Raw genomic sequence first — 15,168 nt, forward strand, 5'->3', positions numbered from 1 at the left:
ATGCCGGTCCGCAGCAACATCGTCGGCATCGACAGCCCAGAGGCGCTGGAGAAGGCGCTGCGCGCGGCCTATTACCTCGCCGACGACGGCATCGCGACGGCCGCCTATCTCTCGCTTGCGCTCGGCAAGCCGCTGCTGCTCGAGGGCGCGCCGGGTGTCGGCAAGACCGAGGCAGCGAAAGCGATCGCCGCGGTGCTCGGCCGCCGGCTGATCCGACTGCAATGCTATGAGGGCATCGACGCCGCCGCCGCGCTCTACGAGTGGAATTATCCGCGCCAGATGCTTGCGATCCGGCAGGCCGGCGAAGAGAGCATCGACATCTACGGCGAGTCGTTTCTGATCGAGCGCCCGATGCTGGCGGCGCTGCGCGCGCCCGATGCGACCGTGCTGCTGATCGACGAAATCGACCGCGCCGACCAGGAGTTCGAGGCCTTCCTGCTCGAATTCCTGTCCGACTTCCAGATCTCGATCCCCGAGCGCGGCACCGTGCGCGCCGCCGAACATCCCGTCGTGGTGCTGACCTCGAACCGGACCCGCGACCTGCACGAGGCGCTGCGGCGGCGCTGCGTCTATCACTGGATCGATTATCCGAATGCCGAGCGCGAGGCGCGGATCGTGATGATGCGCGCCTCCAGCGTCGCCGAGGCCACCGCCCGCGCCGTGGTCGCCGCCGTCGGCCGGCTGCGCCGCGAACCGTTGAGCAAGGCGCCCGGGGTTGCCGAGGCGGTCGACTGGGCCGAGGCCGCGACCTTGCTGCACAAGAGCGGCGCGCGCTGGCCGGACGCCTTCAAGCGCTCGATCGGCGTTGCGCTGAAGGACGAAGAGGACCTGCATTTCATCTCGCCCCGGCTTGATGCGATCATCGCGGAGGCAGCCGCGTGAGCGACGACCTCAAGCTGCCGCGCGCCGCGCTGATCTTCGTCACCTTTGTCGCGCTGCTGCGCGCCAACGGCTTCTCGGTCGCACCGGAACAGACGACGAGTTTTCTCGCGGCGATCGAACTACTCGGTCCCCGGAGTCTCGAGCACATCCGCCGGGCCGGGCTCGCCACGCTGGCGCCGCCGCCGGAGCGGCGCGCGACGTTTGACCGTCTGTTCGACATCCATTTCCGCGGCGCCGATGCCATCGAGCTGGCCGAGGGCGAGGACGAGGAGACTGTCCGCCTGCAGGAGGAGAGCCGTGGCGAGGACGAGCCGCCGCTTGCCGATGAAGCCAACGAATCCGGCCTCGCCGCGGCGCGCGCCGAGGCGCTGGTCGAGCGCCGTTTTGCGCAGACAGCAACCGGCGATCCGCTGCGCCGGCTGGCGCGCGAGGCGGCACAGCGGCTGCCGCGGCGCCGCGGCCACAGGCGACGACGTGCGAGGAGCGGTCCGTTCGCCGATCTGCGCCGCACCCTGCGTGACAGCGTGCGCAATGACGGCGAGGTGTTGCGGCTCGGCCGGATGCGCCGCCGCGAGCGCCCGCGCAAGATCCTGCTCCTGATCGACGTCTCCGGCTCGATGAAGGCGCGCACCGAGGAGAACATGCGGCTGGCGCATGTGCTGATGCAGGCGGCCGGCAATGTCGAGGTGTTCACCTTCGGCACGCGGCTGACCCGCGTCACGCCGGCGCTGCGGCTGAAGCGGCGCGAGCAGGCGCTGAACGCAGCCTCCTTTCTGGTCAGCGACTGGGACGGCGGCACCCGCATCGGCGACGCGCTGCAGGCCTTCCTCGCCGTGCCGCGGTTCGGCGGATATGCCCGCGGCGCCGCGGTCGTGATCGTCTCCGACGGCCTCGAGCGCGGCGATCCGGCCGCGCTGCGCGATGCCGTCGCAAAGCTGTCGCGCCGGGCCTGGCGGGTAAGCTGGCTGACGCCGCTCGCGACCTCACCCGGATTCAAGCCGCAAACCGAGGCGCTGATCGCGATCCAGCGCTTCGTCGATGATCTCGTGGACGGCGGATCGAGCGCGGCGGTGGTTGCGCATCTGCTGTCGCTTGCAACAAGGAGAGCTGCGTGACCGGCATTGTCGACGGACATCATCACATCTGGCGTCAGGCCGATCTCGCCTGGCTGTCCGGCCCGATGCAGCCGCGCATTTTCGGTCCCTGCGAGCCGATCCGCCGCGACTATCCGATCGAGGAGTATCTCGACGACCTCAAGGGCACCGGCGTCACCCGCTCGGTCTATGTCCAGACCAACTGGCCGAACGGCCAATTCGAGGACGAGGCGGCCTGGGTGCAGCAGACCGCCGACCGGCACGGCTGGCCGCACGCGCTCGTCGCCTATGCCGATTTTTCCGCCGACGACGTCCGGCCGCAGCTAGATCGGTTGAAGCGCTACCCGCTGGTGCGCGGCGTGCGCATGCAGCTGCACTGGCACGAAAACCCGCTCTATCGCTTCGCGGCCCGTCCCGATCTCTGCACCGATCCGGTGATCCGGCGCAATGTCGGCCATCTCGCCGACTATGGCTGGAGCTTCGACCTGCAGGTGTTCGCGCCGCAGATGGCCGATGCGGCCGGCCTCGCCGAGGCCTGCCCCGACGTGACGTTCATCCTGCAGCATGCCGGCATGCTGGAGGATCTGTCGCCGCAGGGCCGCGCCGCCTGGCGCGCCGGCATGGCCCGGCTCGCACAATGTCCCAACGTGGTGTCGAAGCTGTCGGGGCTCGGCACCTTCATCCATCGCAACGATGCCGCGCATATCACCGGCGTCATGATCGACACGGTCGCGATCTTCGGCGCGGACCGCTGCCTGTTCGGCTCGAACTTTCCGATCGAGAAGCTGTGGACCAGCTACCGCGATCTCATCGACGCCTTCAAGGCGGCCGCCGAACGGCTCAGCCGCGAGCAGCGCGAGGCGATCTTCAGCACAACGGCGGCGCGGGTCTATCGGCTGGGGCCATAGGCGCGCTGCGGACGAACATAACAACGAACACGAATTGGGAGGGAGAAAGATGCCGTTGGAGATCAAGATCCTGGACTATGGCGATATCGAGCTGGAATCGAGCTTCCTCGTGCTCGGGCACAATTGCGGCCGCACCCGCCGAGTGCTGACGCTCGGCTTCCTGATCCTCGGCGGCCCCTACCCCGTGCTGGTCGATACCGGCTATCGCTCCAACCAGATCATGGAGACGCTCGGCATGCGCGGCCTCCAGTTCCACGAGAACATGATCGAGAACCAGCTCGCCCGCCACGGCGTGCGGATGGGCGACGTCCGTTTCGTCTGCCACACCCATCTGCACATCGATCATGCCGGCAAGGACGATCTGTTCCCGATGAACACGACCGTCGTCGTCAACCGCAAGGAGCTGGAATATTCCGTCTCCGGCCTGATGCACCCGCAATATCCCGCGCCCGACATCAAGCACCTGATCGACCGCCTGCACACCAAGAGCGCGCTGCGCTTCCTCGACCTCGAGATCACCGGCCCGGTCGAATTGATGCCGGGCGTCTATTGCGACGCCGCCAACGCCCATACCGAAGGCTCGATGAACATCCACGTCCACACCGCCGACGGCATCGCGACGATCTGCGGCGACGTGATCTATGATTTCAACGACCAGATCGTCACGCCGTTCAACGAAATCCAGGACGCCGAGCCGCGCACCACCGGCAATCACGGCACCAGCAAGCGAGCCGAGAAGGCCGCGATCAAGAAGCTGCTCTCCAGCTCGCGCTATCTGCTGCCGGTGCACGATCGCCCGGCGAAGATCGAGGGCGGCATGGTGGTCGGCCGGCTGCACGACCAGGTGCCCGGGCCCGTCGTGCAGAGCCTGCCGCAACGCAACTGGTTTCCGGCGTAACAGCGAGGACGAACGCGATGACGCATGTCACGCTGCGCGCGGAGTTCGAAGACCTGATCGACCCCTACGCGCCGGTCGGTCAGGTCGGCACGGGCTTCGATTTCACGGAAGGACCGATCTGGCATCCGCTCGATCATTTCCTGCTGTTCTCCGACATGCCCGGTGACGTGCGCCGGCGCTGGGATGCAGGGCGCGGCGTGGTCGAGGTCAAGCGTCCGTCGAACAAGTGCAACGGCATGACCTATGATGCCGACCTCAATCTGATCGTCTGCGAGCACGCGACCTCCTCGCTGATCCGTGAGCGGCCCGACGGGCGGCGCGAGGTGCTGGCCTCGCATTACGAGAACCAGGAGCTCAACAGTCCGAACGACGTCTGCGTGCATTCCTCCGGTGCGATCTATTTCTCCGATCCCTGGTACGGCCGGATGCCGGTCTATGGCGTCGAGCGGCCACGCCAGCTTGGCTTCCAGGGCATCTATCGCGTGCCGCCCGGCGGCGGCGCGCCGAAACTGCTGGTCGACCGTCATCTGTTCGAGCAACCGAACGGACTGTGCTTCTCGCCCGACGAACGCATCCTCTATGTCAACGACACCGTGCAGGCACTGATCCGCGCCTTCGACGTCGGCGCCGACGGCTCACTCGCCAATCCGCGCGTGTTCGCCTCCGGCATCCGCTCCGAGCTCGAACCCGGCCTGCCCGACGGCATGAAGTGCGACCAGCGCGGCAATGTCTGGGTTACCGCGCCGGGCGGCGTCTGGGTCTATTCGCCCGCCGGCGACCTGCTTGGCAAGGTCCGCCTGCCCGAGCTCGTCGCCAACCTCGCCTGGGGCGGCGCCGATTTCCGCACGCTCTATCTGACCGCGACCCATTCGGTGTACGCGATCCCGACCAAGGTCGGGCCGCGCCATGAGCCCTATATGAGCGGCAAGCGCGGCGCGGCGAGTGCCGCATCATCCGCACCTGCGCCTAACCTGACTGCCGGCGAGATGCAGATCGATCCGCATCGCTGCGCGATGATCATCCAGGACATGCAGAACGACGTCATCATGGATGGCGGCGCGTTCGCCTCTTCCGGCGCGCCGGCCCATGCCCGCCAGCAGCACGTCGTCGAGAATGTCCGCCGCGTCGCGGAGGCCGCCCGTGCCCGCGGCGTCGCCATCATCCACGTCTGGTTCGTGGTCGAGCCGGGCGCGCCCGGCGTGACGCTGAATGCGCCGTTGTTCGAGGGACTGGTCGACAGCAAGGCGATGGTGCGCGGCAGCTGGGGCGCGGCGCCGGTCTCCGGGCTCGAGCCGCGCCCGGGCGATTTCGTGGTCGAGAAGATGCGGATGAGCGCCTGGGAAGGTACCCGGCTCGAGACCATCCTGAAAGCCACCGGCCGCGACATGATCATCAACACTGGGGCCTGGACCAACATGTCGGTCGAGCACACCGCGCGCACCGGCGCCGACAAGGGCTATTTCATGATCGTGCCCGAGGATTGCTGCTCGACCAGGAATGCCGACTGGCACAACGCCGCGATCAACTTCGCGCTGCAGAACGTCTCTGTCGTGACCAACGCCGACACCGTCATCAAGGCGCTCGGCTGAGGAGGCGCAGTGCCGAAGCTGCTTCACGTCGCCTGCTCTCCCCGCGCCGATTCGGAATCGGCAGCCGGAGCGCGCGTCTTTCTCGATCGCTTCCGCGAAGTGCGGCCGGACTGGGAGATCGACGCGATGAACCTGTGGCGCGAGCCATTGCCGGAGTTCGAGGGGTATCTGCTCGAGGCGAAATACGCCCGGATCGGCGGCAAGACGTTCACCAATTCGCAACACGACGCCTTTGCCGTCGCCGAGCGCCTGGCGCTGCGGCTGTCGCTGGCCGACCGCGTGCTGATCTCGACGCCGATGTGGAATTTTTCCATCCCCTACAAGCTCAAGCAGTGGCTCGATGTCATCATCCAGCCCGGCCTGACCTTCCGCTTCGATCCGGCGTTAGGTTATCTTCCGCTGCTCAAGGACCGCCCGACGGTCGTGATCATCGCCAGCGGCAGCGACTTCGTCACCGGCATGAACCGCCGCCGCATCGACATGGCGACGCCCTATCTGCGTGAAGCGCTGCGCTTCATCGGCGTCAGCGACGTGCGCTTCGTGCCGATCGGCCCGACCACCGGGCCCACCGAGCCGATCCGCGCGGCGCGCGAGGCCGCGCACCGCCGGCTTGCGGAGATGGCGGGGCGGTTTTGACTTGCTCTCACCCCATCTTCGTCCTGCGAAAGCCAGGACGACGGGCGGTGGGATGGTTCTCGTTTCAAGATGTCCAAACACGCGGTGTCATCCCCGCGCATGCAGGTGACGCAGTGTGTGGGTCCACCGATATTGCCACGCGTCGTCCCTGCGAAAGCAGGGACCCATAACCACAGGGTTGTATTGTAGGAGTGAGCTGTGGCCCCAGCGCCGCAAAGCAATTCGCATTGGTGGTTATGGGTCCCGGGTCGCGCTTCGCTTGCCCGGGACGACACCAGGTTTGTTGCACGGCCGGCGGACATACATCCGCATTCTCGCGACAGCGCCAGCACTCGCTACGTTTCCGTCGGCGGAAACACGAGCCTGCACAACAGACCCGGCGCGTTGTCGCGCAATTCGATCCTTGCGCCGTGCAGACTTGCGACCGCCGCGACCAGGCTGAGGCCGAGGCCGTTGCCTGGCGTATAGCGGCTTTGCTCGAGCCGATAGAAGCGCTTGAAGACGCGATCGTGCTGCTCGGCTGGGATGCCGGGGCCGTCGTCGGCGACCGAAATCACCGGCCCGCCCTCGTCGTTGTCGCAGGTCACGGTCACCCGTCCGCCCGGACGGCCATGCTTGATGGCGTTGTCGACGAGATTGGCGATGGCGTCGAACAGGAGGTCGCGATCACCGGTGACCAGCACCGCCGGATCACCGGCAAGGTCGAGATGGGTGGTGACCTCTTCGGCGGCGGCATCGTAGAGCTCGACCACCTCGCCTGCGATCTCGACCAGATTGACGGTGCGGAACGCGCCCTTGCGGGCCCGCGTCTCGATCTCGGAAATCCGCGTGATCGATGCGAACATCCCGAGCACTGCGTCGAGATCGGCGATGGTGTCGCCGATCAGCGCCGCATCGCCCTCCCCGTTTCGGGGCGTGTGGTAGGCTTTTTCGAGCCGGCCGCGCATCCGGGTCAGCGGCGTGCGCAGGTCGTGGGCGATATTCTCGCTGACCTGCTTGACGTCGCCCATCAGGGTCTGGATCCGATCCAGCATCAGATTGAGATTCTCGGCGACACGATCCCATTCGTCATGACTGCCACGGAGCGGGATGCGCTGGTCGAGGCCCGAGAGCATGATGGCGCGGCTGGTCGCATTGATCGACTCGATCCGGCCGACCGTTCGCCGCGTGACCCCGATGCTGGCGGCGGCTGCAAGGCCGATGATCAGCACGACGACTGCGATCCCCGCGGCCCTGATCTGCGCCATGAAGCCGTCGAGATCGCTGATGTCGCGGCCGACCAGCAACCGATCACCGCCTGGCAAGGTCTTCGTCACGGCGCGCACCAGCGCGGTTCCCGAAGGCAGCTGCGGCAGCGAGGTCCGAAATTCCGTCCAACCGTCCACAGCAGTGTCGGCAGGCCATTGCTTGAGATTTCCCGCGAGCACCACGGAGCCGGGGCCGACCAGCAGATAGACCTGATCGCCCTTGTTTGCGATGCGTTGCGCCATCAACGCGGTCAGGCCATCGCGGCCGGACCGCGCATAGGCATCATCCAGGCTTGCCTGCTCGGTCATGATGGCGCGGTCGGACCTGTCGCGCACATAGGACAGCGTCGACCAGTAGACATAGGCGAAGATCACGGACACGATGAGGCCGAACGCACCGATGGCGATCAACGCCAGGCGGAACGTCGACGAGCTGAGGGTCTTAGCCAGGAGCACGGAGGCAGTACCCGATGCCGCGGATCGTGTGGATCAGCGGATAGGCTTGCTGGTCGTCGACCTTGCGGCGTACCCGGCCGACATAGACGTCGATGATGTTGGTGGAAGGATCGAAGTGCAGGTCCCACACGTGTTGCAGCAGCATGGCGCGCGACACCACGCGGCCTTCGTTGCGCGCGAGATATTCGAGCAGCTGAAATTCCTTCGGCAGCAGCGGAATCTTGCGGCCGCGGCGGCTTGCCGTCCGCGCGATCAGATCGACCGCGAGATCGCCGACCCGCAGGATGGTCTCCTTGGCAACGGTCTCGCTGCGGCGGCCAAGCGCCTCCAGCCGCGCCAGCAGTTCGACAAAGGAAAACGGCTTGACCAGATAATCGTCGCCGCCGGCGCGCAAGCCGCGCACGCGATCATCGACCTCACCGAGCGCGCTGATGATCAGGAACGGCACCGCGATGCCGTCATCGCGCATCTGGCGCATCACCGTGATACCGTCGATGTCGGGCAGCATGCGATCGATCGTGATCACGGCATAGTCGCGCGCCGCCCCCTGGCTCAGCGCCTCGCGGCCGTTCGCCGCCAGATCCACGTCATAACCGCTGGTGGTGAGCTCCTCGACGAGCTGACCCGCGGTTTCCGGATCGTCCTCGACGACGAGAATGCGGCGGTGAGCTCCGGTCATGTTCTTGAACTCTCCGAGTTGTCCTGAACTCCCCGAGTTCTCAAACTCTCCGAGCGCCCCGCAACGGTCGCCGCCAGACTATCCCATTCCGGGGCTGGATGGAACGCCTGGCGACGACCGCGACAACGGTGCGGTCGGTTGGGCGATCACCAATAGTCGCCGCACACATTGACCCATTGCAGACCGTAAGACGTCCATACCCTGCGCCAGCAGCCGTCATAGTAATCGGCATAGACGACGGGCCCGCCGAAGAAAGCGAAGCGATGGAAGCGGTGGTGGTGGAATAAGCCGCCATGATGGAAGAAGTGCGAGCCGTGGAATCCGGCGCCGGCGAATCGCGGGCCGAACGCCGGTGCACCGGCAAAGCGCGCGCCGCCAAAATGCCCACCGACAAAATGTCCGCCGCCGCCCATGGCGGCAAACGCCATGCCTCCACCGCGCATGCCGCCACCGAAACCACCGCCATGCATTCCGCCACCAAAGCCGCCACCGTGCATGCCGCCGCCCATGGCGCCACCAAAACCGCCGCCATGGCCGCCGCCGAAGCCACCGCCACCGCCGTGCCCACCACCGCCACCGCCGCCACCTCTGGCGAAGGCTACGGGTGCAAGCGCAACGCTGACAGCGAGCGTCGCCGTCGTGAGAAACGTGAAGAGCCTGCTCGTCATGAAATCCTCCCTGATTGGGACCGCGGCGAACCTCTCATCGCCGCATGCAGAGGATGACCAAAAGACGCAAGCACGAGGCCGACTTCAACTGACAAATGCGCCAGATTCTGACGCGGGATTTAAGATTGGCGAGGGGCCCTTTGCTTTGCGTAGCCAGCTTTCGAGTCCGGATCACGCGCGAGGGTGTCGGCTCATACGGAGAAAAACCAGGCGACGCCCGTCCTGGGTCCAGAAGCCGACTTCGGCGGACGAAGAAAGGACGTCGTTGCGCGATACAACGGCAGCCACCCGCGCCTCGCAGGCGATCGCGGGATGCGTGTTTGATCTGGCTCAAGTAAGGAGGCAGGTAACGCAGGATATCATGGCCGGAATTTGGGGCCAGAAGAAAACCTGCATGACACTGAATAGAAAGAAATCGAAGCGAAAGGCCGGCAATGCACGCACGGCAACGCTGACTAGGCGTGGAGAGACTGTTGTGGCCAGCGATAGCCTCACTCCAATCGAGCGCTCGCTGGCCAAGGAGTCCGCGGAGAGCGCTGTAGAGAGCGAACTAGCCGCGCTTGATACGATCCTCAAAGGACCTCCGCGACTCGCCGCGACCAGCGCCCCGGTGAAGGCGATGCTGACGGGAGCCTCACCGGATGACGCTAAGCGCTTGGAAGCTTTGCTGGCCGGTAAGGAAGCCAAGCGTGCCAAGCACACCAGCGATGAACTGGCCGATGACTGGCGATTCGGCGCCTATCCTTACAAGTTTCGGATGTTCCGGACAGACTACGAGGAGCAGAAATTCGGTCTGCAGACCGAACTTCTGAAGGTGCAGAACTGGATGAAGGAAGCGCGCCAAAGGCTGGTGTTGTTGTTCGAGGGACGCGATGCCGCCGGAAAGGGCGGCGCTATCAAGCGCTTTATGGAGCATCTCAACCCGCGCGGAGCTCGCGTCGTCGCGCTGGACAAGCCGAGCGACGTCGAGCGCGGTCAGTGGTATTTCCAGCGTTATGTGGAACACCTGCCCACCGCAGGCGAAATCGTTCTGTTCGACCGAAGCTGGTACAATCGCGCCGGCGTGGAGCGGGTGATGAGTTTCTGCTCGCAAGCGGAGTATGACGAATTCCTTCGTCAGGTTCCGGAGTTCGAACGAAACCTTGTTCGCAGCGGCATCCACCTCATAAAGTTCTGGTTCTCTGTTAGTCGCGAGGAGCAGCGGCGGCGTTTCAAGGAACGCGAGGCTCATCCTCTCAAGCAATGGAAATTATCGCCGGTCGATCTGGCGTCGCTCGACAAGTGGGAGGATTACACCCGGGCCAAGGAAGCTATGTTCTTCCATACGGACACCGCGGACTGTCCTTGGATCGTCATCAAGTCCGATGACAAGAAGCGGGCGCGGCTGAATGCGATGCGCTACGTGCTGCATGCGATGCCCTACGCAGGAAAGGATACGACGCGCGTCGGCCCAGTCGACGACCTGCTCGTCGGTCGCGCGAATGTAATTCACGAGCGGGAGGAGCACGCTCAATAGATAGGGCGAATGGGTGCCAGGCGCGACCTATCCAAGTTCCGAATGCCCTCGGCGGTTGCTCCGCCTACGGCGCGAAAGCCGACACTTTTTATTCCATGAACACAGCCTCAGGTCGGCTTGCCGCGCCCGCTCTTCTCGGCCGCGCGGCGCAGCGCCTCGGCGAGCGCGCCGCCGCCGGACTGCTCCTGCGGACGGCGCGGAGCCGACGACGTCATCTTGGCCGAGCCGCGCGAGAAATCGCGCGACGGGCCAGCGTTGTCCTTCTTCGGACCGATCTCGTCGTCGAGCCGCAGCGTCAGCGCGATGCGCTTGCGCGCGACCTCGACGTCCAGAACCTTGACCTTGACGATGTCGCCCGGCTTCACCACTTCGCGCGGGTCCTTGATGAAATTCCTCGACATCGCCGAGATGTGCACCAGGCCATCCTGGTGCACGCCGATATCGACGAAAGCGCCGAAGGCGGCGACGTTGGTCACGGTGCCCTCGAGGATCATGCCCTTCTTGAGGTCCTTGACCTCTTCGACGCCGTCCTTGAACACCGCCGCCTTGAACGCCGGACGCGGGTCACGGCCGGGCTTTTCCAGCTCGCGCAGAATGTCGGTGACGGTCGGCAAACCGAACGTGTCGTCGACGAAGGATTGCGGCCTGAGCCCGCGCACCACGTCGGCGTTGCCGATCAGCGCCTTGATGTCGCTCTTAGTCGCCTCGAGGATGCGGCGCACGACGGGATAGGCTTCGGGATGCACGCCGGATGAATCGAGCGGATCCTCGCCGTTGCTGATGCGCAGGAAGCCGGCGCATTGCTCGAACGCCTTCGGCCCGAGCCGCGGCACCTCCTTCAGCGCCTTGCGCGACTTGAACGGGCCGTTGGCGTCGCGATGCTGCACGATGCTCTGTGCAAGCCCCTGCCCGATGCCCGACACCCGCGAGAGCAGCGGCACCGAGGCGGTATTGGCATCGACGCCGACCGCGTTCACGCAGTCTTCCACCACGGCATCGAGCGAGCGCGCCAGCTTGGCCTCGCCGAGATCGTGCTGGTACTGGCCGACGCCGATCGCCTTCGGATCGATCTTGACGAGCTCGGCCAGCGGATCCTGCAGGCGCCGCGCGATCGAGACCGCGCCGCGAATGGTGACGTCGAGGTCGGGCAATTCGTTCGAGGCGAAGGCGGAGGCCGAGTAGACCGACGCGCCGGCTTCGGAGACCACGATCTTGGTCATCTTGCGCTCGGGCAGCCGCTTCACGAGCTCGGCGGCGAGCTTGTCGGTCTCGCGCGAGGCCGTGCCGTTGCCGATCGCGATCAGCTCGACGCCATGCTCGATCGCGAGCTTGCCGAGGATGGCCAGTGCCTCATCCCAGCGCCGTTGCGGCTCGTGCGGAAAGATCGCCGTATGCGCCACCACCTTGCCGGTGGCATCGATCACCGCGACCTTGACGCCGGTGCGATAGCCGGGGTCGAGCCCCATGGTGGCACGCGGGCCGGCCGGCGCCGCCAGCAGCAGGTCGCGCAAGTTCGACGCGAACACGCGCACCGCCTCGGTCTCGGCCGCGGTCCACAGCCGCATCCGCAGGTCGATGTTGAGATGGATCTGGATCTTGGTGCGCCAGGCCCAGCGCACCGTCTCCGTCAGCCACTTGTCGCCCTTGCGGCCCTGGTTGGAGATCGCAAAGCGGTTCATGATCCGGAGCTCGTAGAGGCCGGGCACGCCGACCACAGGCTCCTGCGCCTCCGGCTTGATCGCGAGGTCGAGGATCTCTTCCTTCTCGCCGCGGAACAGCGCCAGGATGCGATGCGACGGCAGCTTCGGCAGCGGCTCGGAGAAATCGAAATAGTCCTTGAACTTCTCGCCTTCGGTCTTCTTGCCGGTGCGGACGGTCGAGGCCATGATGCCGTTCGACCACATCTCCTCGCGCAGCGCGCCGATCAGGTCGGCATCCTCGGCGAAGCGCTCGACCAGGATCGCGCGCGCGCCGTCCAGCGCGGCGGCGACGTCGGCGACCTGCTTTTCGGCATTGACGAAGGGAGCAGCGGCCTCGTTCGGATCGTTCTGCGGCTGGGTCAAGAGGAGATCGGCGAGCGGCTCCAGGCCGGCCTCCTTGGCGATCTCGGCCTTGGTGCGGCGCTTCGGCTTGTACGGCAGATAGATGTCTTCGAGGCGCCCCTTGCTGTCGGCAGCCATGATCTGGGCTTCGAGCGCGGCGTCGAGCTTGCCCTGCTCGCGAATCGAGTTGAGCACCGCGGTGCGACGTTCCTCGAGCTCGCGCAGATAGGTCAGCCGCTCTTCCAGTGTGCGCAGCTGGGCGTCATCGAGCGCACCGGTGAGCTCCTTGCGGTATCGCGCGATGAACGGCACCGTGGCGCCGCCGTCGAGCAGCGTCACCGCCGCCTCGACCTGCTCGTCGCGAACTCCCAGCTCCTGCGCAATCTGATGATGGATCTTTGCCACGCTTGTCTCTCTCACCCCGTTGCGCCGCCAAATCACCGATGGCGCGGACGCCGCTTATGGACCATCCCGGAATGATTCATCAAGGCGCGCTGTGGATCAAATTTGGCGCGCCGCACGCGCTATTTCCGGGATGTTGGCCGTCCGCGGCTTGACAAATAGACCCGCGCCGCATTGCCGCCGAAAATCGCAGCTCTTGCCTCACTTGACAAATCAGCAAGCAAGGCCTCTGCCGCCGCGAACCATTGTGCATAGCCGCCGGCAAGATTGACGACGGGCCAATCGCTGCCCCACAGCATCCGCTGCGGCCCGAAACATGCCAGTGCATGATCCACGGCCTCGCGCAAATCGGCGACCTGCCAGTTCGGCGCGGCCTCAGTCGCAAGGCCCGACAGCTTGCAGACGACGTTGGACCGCGCGGCCAAGCTTGCGATGTCGTTCTTCCAGACCGAGATGTCGCCGGTCGCGAGTTGCGGCTTGCCGAAATGGTCGAGCACGAATAGCAGGTCCGGATGGCGATCAACCACCTGAACAAGCCGTGGCAAATGGCGCGGCAGCGCCAGCGCGTCGAAGACCAGATCATGCCGCACCATGGCCTCGAGCGGCGCCGCCAGTTCCGGCCGCAGCAGCCAGTCGTCATCGGCGATGTCCTGCACCATCGGCCGCAGGCCGACCAGCAGTTCGCGATCGGCGATCGCATCGATCCGCGCCGCGGCATCGGCGGCATCGAAATCGATCCAGCCGACCACGCCGCGCACCAGCTCCGAGCCTTTGGCGACGTCGAGCATGAACGCCGTCTCCGCCTCGGTCGGTGCCGCCTGCACCAGGATCGTGCCCTCGATGGCAGCCGCGGCGAGATGCGGCATCAGGTCGGCCAGGCCGAAGTCGCGGTAGATCGGCCCGCGTTCAGGCGTCAGCCAGCCGTAATCGGCGCGCGCCAAGGTCCACACATGGTGATGGGCATCGATCCGCATCATGCCGGCACCGGCGCGTGCAGATCGAGCAGCCCCTCGGCCTTCAGGTCACGCCACAGCGTGGCGGGGATGGACGACGACAAGGCGGCGGCGTTGCGCTCGACCTCCTGCGGCGTCTGTGCGCCGAGCACGACACTCGCGACCGCCGGATGGCCCAGCGCGAAATGCAGCGCGGCGGTCGCGAGCGCCACGCCGTTGATACGGCAGACGCGCTCGATCGCCGCCACCTTCTGCATCACGTCGGGCGGCGCGTCCTTGTAATTGTACTTGGCGCCAGCAACCACGCCTGTCGCCAGGATGCCGGAGTTGAACACGCCGCCGAGCATCACGCCGATGCCCTGGGCCTCAGCGAGCGGCAGGAATTCGGCAAGCGCGGGCTGCTCCAGCAGCGAGTAACGGCCGGCGAGCAGCATGGTGTCGAACCTGCCGGCCCTGGCGAAGCGCACGCACATCTCGGCCTCGTTGACGCCGATGCCGATGCCCTTGACCACGCGCTCGGCGCGCAATTTGTCGAGCGCGACATAGGCGCCCTCCATCGCCTCGCGGAACCTGGCTTCGATCGCATCGGCACCATGGGTCCAAACGTCGACGTCGTGGATCAGCAGCAAGTCGATATGATCGGTACCGAGCCGCAGCAGCGACTGCTCGACCGAGCGCATCGTGCCGTCATAGGAGTAATCGACCACCGCCCGATGCGGCTGGCCGCCGACGAAGTTCGAGCCGTCGCCGCGGCCATGGAACGGGTCCATGCAGCGCCCGACCTTGGTGCAGACGACGATGTCGTCACGCGCCACGCGGCGCAGCGCGGTGCCGCAGCGATGCTCGGCGAGGCCATGCCCATAGAGCGGTGAGGAATCGAGCAGGTTCACACCCAGTGCGAACGCCCGCTCCGCCGCCGCGATCGCGGTGGCGTCGTCGAGCCGCGCGAAGAGATCGCCGAGCGGCGCGGTGCCGAAGCCGAGAATGGAGACATCGAGCCCGGTGCCGCCGAGCCTGCGGCGTGGCAGCGGGGAACCTGGACCGGAGGGTTGTTGTTGGGTCATTGGAGTTTCCCACCTACGTTTCTTGTTAGCCCCTCTGACAAGACTAGCGTCGTTGACCGGGATCGTGAAGAGACCTTGGTCACCAACTTCGCGGTGAGACTCATCGCACACAGGACGTATCGCTGAAATGCGAT

The 15,168-nt window shown here is 65.8% G+C and carries 13 protein-coding genes; 7 read left to right on the forward strand and 6 right to left on the reverse strand.

Annotation, left to right across the window (positions count from 1 at the left end; all coding sequences use genetic code 11):
- Genes HAP47_RS32350 through HAP47_RS32375 form a run of 6 tightly spaced genes read left to right on the forward strand, consistent with a single transcriptional unit; the run spans position 1 to position 6,007 of the window.
- Positions 1 to 882 (forward strand): AAA family ATPase, encoded by an 882-nt coding sequence (locus tag HAP47_RS32350; RefSeq protein ID WP_173641091.1) that lies wholly within the window; start codon positions 1 to 3, stop codon positions 880 to 882.
- Positions 879 to 1,997 (forward strand): vWA domain-containing protein, encoded by a 1,119-nt coding sequence (locus HAP47_RS32355; RefSeq protein WP_173641090.1) that lies wholly within the window; start codon positions 879 to 881, stop codon positions 1,995 to 1,997. The genes HAP47_RS32350 and HAP47_RS32355 overlap by 4 nt, the downstream gene beginning before the upstream one ends.
- The gene (locus HAP47_RS32360) at positions 1,994 to 2,884 is read left to right on the forward strand and encodes an amidohydrolase family protein (RefSeq protein WP_173641089.1); all 891 of its coding nucleotides are present in this window, start codon (positions 1,994 to 1,996) and stop codon (positions 2,882 to 2,884) included. The genes HAP47_RS32355 and HAP47_RS32360 overlap by 4 nt, the downstream gene beginning before the upstream one ends.
- A gap of 49 nt (positions 2,885 to 2,933) precedes the next feature.
- Positions 2,934 to 3,782: an MBL fold metallo-hydrolase gene (locus HAP47_RS32365; RefSeq protein ID WP_173641088.1), complete on the forward strand. Its 849-nt coding sequence runs from the start codon at positions 2,934 to 2,936 to the stop codon at positions 3,780 to 3,782.
- A gap of 17 nt (positions 3,783 to 3,799) precedes the next feature.
- Positions 3,800 to 5,371, forward strand: coding sequence for an isochorismatase family protein (locus tag HAP47_RS32370; protein ID WP_173641087.1), 1,572 nt, complete (start codon positions 3,800 to 3,802; stop codon positions 5,369 to 5,371).
- Between the two features lie 9 nt (positions 5,372 to 5,380).
- A complete protein-coding gene (locus HAP47_RS32375; RefSeq protein WP_173641086.1) occupies positions 5,381 to 6,007 on the forward strand; it encodes an FMN-dependent NADH-azoreductase in 627 nt (208 codons plus the stop codon).
- A gap of 335 nt (positions 6,008 to 6,342) precedes the next feature.
- Here HAP47_RS32375 and HAP47_RS32380 read toward each other — a convergent pair whose 3' ends face one another.
- The 3 genes from HAP47_RS32380 to HAP47_RS32390 form a co-directional block, all read right to left on the reverse strand.
- Positions 6,343 to 7,710, reverse strand: coding sequence for a sensor histidine kinase (locus HAP47_RS32380; RefSeq protein ID WP_173641085.1), 1,368 nt, complete (start codon positions 7,708 to 7,710; stop codon positions 6,343 to 6,345).
- Complete coding sequence (locus HAP47_RS32385) at positions 7,697 to 8,389, reverse strand: response regulator transcription factor (RefSeq protein WP_021075850.1); 693 nt, start codon at positions 8,387 to 8,389, stop codon at positions 7,697 to 7,699. The genes HAP47_RS32380 and HAP47_RS32385 overlap by 14 nt, the downstream gene beginning before the upstream one ends.
- Before the next feature lie 146 nt (positions 8,390 to 8,535).
- The gene (locus HAP47_RS32390) at positions 8,536 to 9,057 is read right to left on the reverse strand and encodes a hypothetical protein (RefSeq protein ID WP_173641084.1); all 522 of its coding nucleotides are present in this window, start codon (positions 9,055 to 9,057) and stop codon (positions 8,536 to 8,538) included.
- A gap of 394 nt (positions 9,058 to 9,451) precedes the next feature.
- Here HAP47_RS32390 and ppk2 point away from each other — a divergent pair, with 394 nt between their 5' ends.
- Positions 9,452 to 10,573: a polyphosphate kinase 2 gene (ppk2, locus tag HAP47_RS32395; protein WP_210285612.1), complete on the forward strand. Its 1,122-nt coding sequence runs from the start codon at positions 9,452 to 9,454 to the stop codon at positions 10,571 to 10,573.
- A 107-nt stretch (positions 10,574 to 10,680) separates the two neighbouring features.
- Here ppk2 and HAP47_RS32400 read toward each other — a convergent pair whose 3' ends face one another.
- The 3 genes from HAP47_RS32400 to HAP47_RS32410 form a co-directional block, all read right to left on the reverse strand.
- On the reverse strand, positions 10,681 to 13,020 hold the full coding sequence (locus HAP47_RS32400) for a Tex family protein (RefSeq protein ID WP_173641083.1): 2,340 nt from the start codon (positions 13,018 to 13,020) through the stop codon (positions 10,681 to 10,683).
- Between the two features lie 119 nt (positions 13,021 to 13,139).
- Positions 13,140 to 13,994 carry an amidohydrolase family protein gene (locus HAP47_RS32405; protein ID WP_173641082.1) on the reverse strand — a complete coding sequence of 285 codons (855 nt, stop codon included), beginning with the start codon at positions 13,992 to 13,994 and terminating at the stop codon, positions 13,140 to 13,142.
- Complete coding sequence (locus HAP47_RS32410) at positions 13,991 to 15,034, reverse strand: aldo/keto reductase (protein ID WP_173641081.1); 1,044 nt, start codon at positions 15,032 to 15,034, stop codon at positions 13,991 to 13,993. The genes HAP47_RS32405 and HAP47_RS32410 overlap by 4 nt, the downstream gene beginning before the upstream one ends.
- Positions 15,035 to 15,168 lie beyond the last annotated feature (134 nt).

Source organism: Bradyrhizobium sp. 41S5, from assembly GCF_011516665.3.
Classification (GTDB): domain Bacteria; phylum Pseudomonadota; class Alphaproteobacteria; order Rhizobiales; family Xanthobacteraceae; genus Bradyrhizobium; species Bradyrhizobium quebecense.